The sequence below is a fragment of the Polaribacter sp. genome (assembly GCF_965660385.1).
Taxonomy (GTDB): domain Bacteria; phylum Bacteroidota; class Bacteroidia; order Flavobacteriales; family Flavobacteriaceae; genus Polaribacter.
Genome location: NZ_CBFHZT010000085.1, coordinates 1 through 6,919 on the forward strand (window position 1 = coordinate 1; position 6,919 = coordinate 6,919).

Annotated in this window: 8 protein-coding genes; 7 read left to right on the plus strand and 1 reads right to left on the minus strand. The window is 29.8% G+C overall.

All coding sequences use genetic code 11. The features are described 5' to 3' along the window. From fabF to ACTG3V_RS14590, 5 genes are all read left to right on the plus strand, one after another. Positions 1-1,191 (plus strand): beta-ketoacyl-ACP synthase II (fabF, locus tag ACTG3V_RS14570; RefSeq protein WP_439132903.1); only part of this gene is annotated, 1,191 nt, incomplete at its 5' end. Positions 1,192-1,196: 5 nt separating this feature from the next. After that, on the plus strand, positions 1,197-1,943 hold the full coding sequence (rnc, locus tag ACTG3V_RS14575) for a ribonuclease III (protein WP_439132904.1): 747 nt from the start codon (positions 1,197-1,199) through the stop codon (positions 1,941-1,943). A 93-nt stretch (positions 1,944-2,036) separates the two neighbouring features. After that, on the plus strand, positions 2,037-2,504 hold the full coding sequence (locus tag ACTG3V_RS14580; RefSeq protein WP_439132905.1) for an IPExxxVDY family protein: 468 nt from the start codon (positions 2,037-2,039) through the stop codon (positions 2,502-2,504). A 3-nt stretch (positions 2,505-2,507) separates the two neighbouring features. Continuing rightward, a complete protein-coding gene (gene pyk, locus ACTG3V_RS14585) occupies positions 2,508-3,935 on the plus strand; it encodes a pyruvate kinase (RefSeq protein WP_439132906.1) in 1,428 nt (475 codons plus the stop codon). 248 nt (positions 3,936-4,183) lie between these two features. After that, on the plus strand, positions 4,184-4,651 hold the full coding sequence (locus ACTG3V_RS14590) for a CBS domain-containing protein (protein ID WP_439132907.1): 468 nt from the start codon (positions 4,184-4,186) through the stop codon (positions 4,649-4,651). 505 nt (positions 4,652-5,156) lie between these two features. On the opposite strand, the gene ACTG3V_RS14595 is transcribed toward ACTG3V_RS14590, so the two are convergent. Beyond that, positions 5,157-5,507, minus strand: a complete 351-nt coding sequence (locus ACTG3V_RS14595) for a hypothetical protein (RefSeq protein ID WP_439132909.1) — start codon at positions 5,505-5,507, stop codon at positions 5,157-5,159. A gap of 224 nt (positions 5,508-5,731) precedes the next feature. Between ACTG3V_RS14595 and ACTG3V_RS14600 the strand changes: the two genes are divergently transcribed. Both ACTG3V_RS14600 and ACTG3V_RS14605 read left to right on the plus strand, forming a co-directional pair. After that, positions 5,732-6,067 (plus strand): single-stranded DNA-binding protein, encoded by a 336-nt coding sequence (locus tag ACTG3V_RS14600; protein WP_439132910.1) that lies wholly within the window; start codon positions 5,732-5,734, stop codon positions 6,065-6,067. A gap of 333 nt (positions 6,068-6,400) precedes the next feature. Continuing rightward, positions 6,401-6,919, plus strand: a 519-nt coding sequence (locus tag ACTG3V_RS14605) for an integrase catalytic domain-containing protein (RefSeq protein ID WP_439132912.1), incomplete at its 3' end; no start/stop codon positions are given.

Consider the following 6,919-nt stretch of genomic DNA (forward strand, 5'->3'; position numbering starts at 1 on the left):
GAAGAATATTGGAACGCTTTAATTAACGGAGTTAGTGGAGCAGCACCTATCACACACTTTGATGCTGCCAAGTTCAAAACTCGTTTTGCATGTGAATTAAAGAATTTTACGGTTACCGATTTTATAAATAGAAAGGATGCCCGTAAAATGGATAAATTTACACAATATGCAATGGTAGCTTCTGATGAAGCTATTGCTGATGCTGATTTAAATTTAGACGAGATTAACAAATTACGTGTTGGCGTAATTTGGGGAGCAGGAATTGGAGGATTGGAAACATTTCAAGATGAAGCCATTAATTTTGGCGCTGGTGATGGTACCCCAAGATTCAATCCATTCTTTATCCCAAAAATGATAGCAGATATCGCTCCCGGAAATATATCTATTAAAAATGGATTTATGGGGCCAAACTATACTACGGTTTCTGCTTGTGCATCTTCTGCAAATGCTATGATAGATGCGCTAAATTACATTCGATTAGGACATTGTGACATTATTGTTACAGGTGGTTCTGAAGCTGCGGTTACCCAAGCTGGCGTTGGTGGTTTTAATGCCATGAAAGCGCTTTCTGAAAGAAATGACAACTGTGAAACCGCCTCAAGACCTTTTGATGCAGAACGTGATGGTTTTGTTTTAGGTGAAGGTGCTGGTGCCATTGTTCTTGAAGAATATGAACATGCAAAAGCCAGAGGTGCAAAAATTTATGCGGAAGTAATTGGAGGAGGAATGTCTTCTGATGCATACCATATGACAGCTCCTCATCCTGATGGAATTGGTGTAATAGCAGTAATGAAAAACTGTTTAGAAAATGCGGGCATCAATCCAGAAGATGTAGACCATATTAACACTCATGGAACTTCTACCCCTCTTGGTGATGTTGCTGAATTAAAAGCCATTTCTGAAGTTTTTGGTGAGCACGCAAAAAACATCAACATTAATTCTACCAAGTCTATGACTGGTCACTTATTAGGTGCTGCTGGTGCTATTGAATCTATTGCCTCTATTTTAGCGATGGAAAACAGCATTGTACCCCCTACAATTAACCATGTAAATGTAGATGAAAACATTAATCCTGAATTAAACCTTACACTTAATAAGCCTCAAAAAAGAGCAATTAAAGTGGCAATGAGCAATACATTTGGCTTTGGTGGTCATAATGCTTGTGTTGCTTTTAAGAAGTTGGAGGAGTAAAAAAAATGAAGCTAATTCCTAAAATAGTTATAAAGCGACCACCTAAAAACAAAGAAGATAGGGCTTTATACTACGAATTAAAAGAGCTTTTAAACTTTACACCAAGAAACTTAAACAAATATAAAAAGGCTTTTACCCACAGATCAGTACAAATATCTGATGAAAAAGGCAATCCTATAAATTATGAACGTTTAGAGTTTTTAGGAGACTCTATTTTAGGAGCTGTAATTGCAGCATATTTGTATCAAAAAGTACCTTCTGGTTCTGAGGGCTATTTAACCAAAATGCGTTCTAAAATTGTTAGCAGAGATCATTTAAACAATTTAGGAAAAGATTTAGACCTAATACGTTTTGTTAACAGTAATGTTGATGAAGCTAATGTAGGTGAAAATATTCACGGTAATATTTTTGAAGCCTTAATTGGTGCTATTTATTTAGATAAAGGTTATAAATTTTCTCAAAAATTTATCTTTGAAAATGTAATTTTACCTTATGTTGATATTGAAAAACTAGAAGGTAAAATAACAAGTTATAAAGGTTTGATTATTGAATGGTGCCAAAAACAAAAAAAGAAGTACAAATTTGATACTTATGAAGATACTGGCAACGATCCAGTAAAACATTTTAGTGTTAAAGTAAGTATTGATGGTGAGCAAATTGCAAAAGGTAGAGCAACCTCTAAGAAAAAAGCAGAAGAACTAGCCTCTAAAAGAGTATATTACGCTTTTCAAAATCAAATTTCGATTAGCTAAACACGATAACGTTTTCGTTAAAATAACTTTAAAACTCGTAAACAATTAGTAAATTAGCACAATTAAATACTAAATTAGAGCTTATTACTATTTATGCAAATTCACTCATTAGGCCTAAATATATGTGAAGAAGAATTTTCTTTAATAGGAATTCATACCACATTAGAAGATTATAAACTTGCTTATGTATTGAATAAAAAATTAGCAACTCGTTTTTGTAAAAACAAAGAAGATTTAACATTTGGAAAAGAAAACAAACAAGCTTCTTTTTCAATATTTAATTATGTAAATAAAACCTATGATTTTGAGTGGTTTTTGATAGCGAATAGTTCTAGAAAAGAAAATCAAACAATATCTAAGGAACTTTTATTAAGTTCAGAAACAAAATCATATTTAATTCCAGAAAAGAAAAAAGTAGATTTTTTTATAAAAATTACAGGTAATATACAATATACTTATATTGTAGAAACCATACAAAAAATCAAAGCAATAGATCAAGTAATTACATCTTACTCAATAGATAAAAACACCTTAAAATCGAAAGATTTTTTAATATTTTAAAATATGCCACACAATAATAAAACAAAAATAGTTGCAACTTTAGGTCCAGCAATAGATACTAAAGAAAAAATGAAAGAACTTGCTGAAGCTGGTGTAAACGTTTTCAGAATTAATTTCTCTCATGCAAACTACGATATTGTAAAGAAAAATGTAGATAGAATTAGAGAGATAAATGAAGAAAATGGCTACAATATTGCTATTCTTGGAGATTTACAAGGACCAAAACTTAGAGTAGGCGTTATGGAAGATGGCGTTGAATTAAAAGATGGTGACACTTTTAAATTTACAACAGATGAATGTGTAGGTACCAAAGAAAAAGCTTATATGACCTATCAGCGCTTTCCTAAAGATGTTAAAGTAGGAGAACACATTTTAGTTGATGATGGTAAATTACTTTTCGAAGTAGAATCTACAAACAAAGAGAATGAAGTTGTTGTTAAAGTACTGGTTGGTGGGCCTTTAAAATCTAAAAAAGGAGTTAACTTACCTAATACTGCAATTTCTTTACCTGCACTAACTGAAAAAGATATGGGTGATGCTGTTTTTGCAATAGAACAACAGGTAGATTGGATAGCCTTATCTTTTGTTAGAACACCAGATGATTTAAGAATGTTAAGAGATTTAATTGCACAACATTCTGAATACAGAATTCCGGTAATTGCAAAAATAGAAAAACCAGAAGCCGTTAAGAATTTAGATGCTTTAATACCTTATTGTGATGGTTTAATGGTAGCTCGTGGAGATTTAGGGGTAGAAATACCAATGCAAGAAGTACCATTAATTCAGAAAAAATTAGTTAGAAGAGCTAAAAGAGCAAGAATTCCTGTAATTATTGCTACTCAAATGATGGAAACAATGATCGACAATTCTGTGCCTACTAGAGCAGAAGTGAATGATGTTGCGAACTCCATTATGGATGGTGCTGATGCAGTAATGCTATCTGGAGAAACTTCTGTAGGAAAACATCCTTTGCGTGTTATCCAAAAAATGACTGAAATTATTAGAAGCGTAGAAAACTCTAGAATGATTAAAGTACCTCAAGAGGCACCACATATTAGAACCAATAGGTTCATTACAAAATCAATTTGTCATCATGCAGCAATGATGGCAAACGACACTGGTGCAGCAGCAATTTCTACATTAACAAATAGTGGGTATACTGCGTTTCAAATTTCATCTTGGAGACCTAGAACTCATGTTTTAGCATTTTCTACAGAAAAAAGAATTTTAGGAAAATTAAACTTACTTTGGGGAGTTAGAGCTTATTATTATGACAAAAACTTAACCACAGATGATACTGTAGAAGATATTAATAGTATTGCTAGAGAAAAAGGCTTTGTAAAACCAGGTGATTTAATAATTAACTTAGCTTCAATGCCAGCAGAAGCAAAAGGTATGGTAAATACATTACGTGTTTCTGAGATTGAATAATTAAGAATAATAGAATTTAAAAAAAGCGTTTTGAAAATGTCAAAACGCTTTTTTTATGGAAAATTATCATCTTTAAAATTTGAATATAATTACCTATTACATAAAATTTGACATTATTTTTAATAATTTAAAAGATTGTTTTTTCATTTAATTAAATTTTAATAACTAAGGATTTTAAAAAAAATTAACGTTATTTTTGAATGAAACAGAAAAAACACTACATTTAAGCAGAATAAAATCAAACAATTATGGGAATTAAAAGCTTTCAAGGAAAAAGAGACGAGTCTCAAGGTAAAACAAAAGAACAAATTTTAGTTTCAGATTACATGACCACAAAGTTAGTTACTTTTAAAGCAGAAGACTCTTTAGATCATGTAATTAGCCAATTGATTAAATATAAAATTTCTGGAGGCCCTGTAACCAACGATAAAAACGAACTTGTTGGTATTATTTCTGAAACAGATTGCATAAAACATATCTCTGAAAGTAAATATTACAATATGCCTTCTGACACCAATAACACAGTAGGGAAATACATGGTTACAGATGTAGATACTATAGATAAAGATATGAATATATTTGATGCTGCTTTTAAGTTTATAAGTTCTCATAGAAGACGATTTCCTGTAGTTGAAAAAGGAAAATTAATAGGACAACTGAGTCAGAAAGATGTATTAAAAGCCGCCATTAAAGTAAAAGGAAACACTTGGAAATAAATTGTATAAAATATTATTTCCTAAAAATATTATTTTTTTAGAGCAACTTTGGTTAATGCAAATAGATAATGAAATTTTCATTTAGGGTGAATTTTTCAAACAATTACACCTTATCTTTAAAATCTATTGTGTCCTATATTCAGCACTTTAATATACTTTTTAATCTCTATAATGCCTTCCTTACAAGGTAGTTGTTTATTAAAAACAATAAGAACAAATTCATCATTTTGATAAATTCGACATTCTTGAAATGTTTCTTTATCAACTAAGTTTTTTCAACAAAATAAATTTTATCTCTAATGTCCTACTCTGTTTTAAATTGATAAAACATAGTTTTTTTCCTTCAAAAAGGCACTAAAAATGATTCTTTTATACATTTTTGGCACACTAACTATACCAAAAATTTGATCGTTTTTTAAAATTGTTATCTTTTGGTTTGTATAGAAAAACCAATCAATTACAGTTATGGAAAAAGTTTCAAAACCCTTTACCTTGAATAAAATTATTAATCTCTTTTAATCAATAAAAAAGTTTCATTTTCTAAAGCTAAATAGCCTTGATCGTAAATATAAAAATAAGTGTTTCCTGTTTTGGTTGTGTAGATAGATGTAAAGAACTGGAAATCGAAACCTTTATCAAATAACTTTCTTCTAGATACTTTTGTTTTACCTGAAACATTAAGTTTTGATAAGATATTATAGTTTTTTCGAAGTCTATTGTTGGTATTTCTAATTAAGTTTTTACTTTCTTTATTTACTTTGTTATTATAGGCATTTCTGCAATAGTCCGAACAAAATTTTTTGTCGATTCTACCTACAAGCTTTTCTGAACATTCTAAACAATTTCTTTCCTCCAAAAAATATCAATTTTATTAAAACACTAACTTATTGAATACAAATATATTAAAAATATTTAAACGTTTACATTCGTTTACAAACGAAAACAAATGATTAACAACCGTTTTTAATTTATGTATTGCTACACCTTTGCAGTGTTGAAAATACAGAACTTATATTGGTATTTCATCAACAAAATTAAATTATAAACCTGCGTTAAATAATACGCACAAAAACTTATCTTATGAATACGTTAAGAAACAAAGTACAATTAATTGGAAATTTAGGAAATGATCCTGAAATCATCAAATTAGAATCTGGTAAAAAATTGGCAAAGTTTTCATTGGCAACCAATGAAAGCTACACAAATACTTCAGGACAAAAAATTGATAAAGTAGCATGGCATAATCTTGTTGCTTGGGGAAAAACCTGTGATATTATAGAAAAATATGTAACCAAAGGAAAAGAGGTGGCTATAGAGGGTAAACTAACTTCACGATCTTACGAAACTAAAGAAGGTGAAAAACGTTATGTTACAGAAGTTGTTGTTAGTGAACTTTTGATGTTGGGAAAAAACTAATGAAATAAAACTGAGAGAATTAATGGATGAATCTCAAAAGTTGTGTATGAATTGAAATAAGAAATCTAATTATTGAAATTGTTCATTAAATATTGATTTTCAATGTTTTGAATCCAATAAAAAAGCCTTATCATAAAATGATAAGGCTTTTTGCTCCCCCTCATGCGCTACTATCGAACCAATTGTATTTGATTATCAAAGAGTTAGTGTAGTTTAGAACCACTTTTAAACATCGAACCACCCTATTTTTGAGAGTACTTTTCGAATTTTCGAAAAGGCTAAAAAAATGAAAATTGAACTGATTTTTATTAAAAAATCATCTTTTTTTGTAAAATGAAAAAGTACAATCCTTATCATTCTTCTGTAAAAATTTGTTATGCTTTGGGTGTACAGAGGAAGCGTATTTCAACAAGAGCAAATATTCACAATGAAATCTGGCATATGGATGTTACTTATTATAAAACGATTGATAATATTCAGTACTATATTTATACTATTGTAGATAATTTCTCAAGAAAGATTATTGCTTATGACGTTTCAAAAAAGTTATCAGCGAGTATTAGATTAGAAAGTTTAAAGCGAGCAATTAAAAATGAGTTTGATATTTCAGTAGGGAAGTCGAATGTTGATTTAATAGTTGATGGAGGTTCCGAAAATAACAATCAAACTATTCACGAATTCATCAAAAATCAGCAAGTACAAATAACAAAGAAGATTGCATTGAAAGATGTGAAATTCTCAAATTCAATAATAGAAGGAACATATAGAATTTTGAAAAGTAAATATTTCCAAGATAGACCGATATTATCAACTTCAATAAACCAAGAAGTAGATTTCTTTGTGAATGATTAT

Excerpts from the sequence above, each read along its gene's own strand:
- rnc (WP_439132904.1), top strand. The coding sequence starts at position 1,197 with ATGAAGCTAATTCCTAAAATAGTTATAAAGCGACCACCTAAAAACAAA.
- ACTG3V_RS14580 (WP_439132905.1), top strand. The coding sequence starts at position 2,037 with ATGCAAATTCACTCATTAGGCCTAAATATATGTGAAGAAGAATTTTCT.
- pyk (WP_439132906.1), top strand. The coding sequence starts at position 2,508 with ATGCCACACAATAATAAAACAAAAATAGTTGCAACTTTAGGTCCAGCA.
- ACTG3V_RS14590 (WP_439132907.1), top strand. The coding sequence starts at position 4,184 with ATGGGAATTAAAAGCTTTCAAGGAAAAAGAGACGAGTCTCAAGGTAAA.
- ACTG3V_RS14600 (WP_439132910.1), top strand. The coding sequence starts at position 5,732 with ATGAATACGTTAAGAAACAAAGTACAATTAATTGGAAATTTAGGAAAT.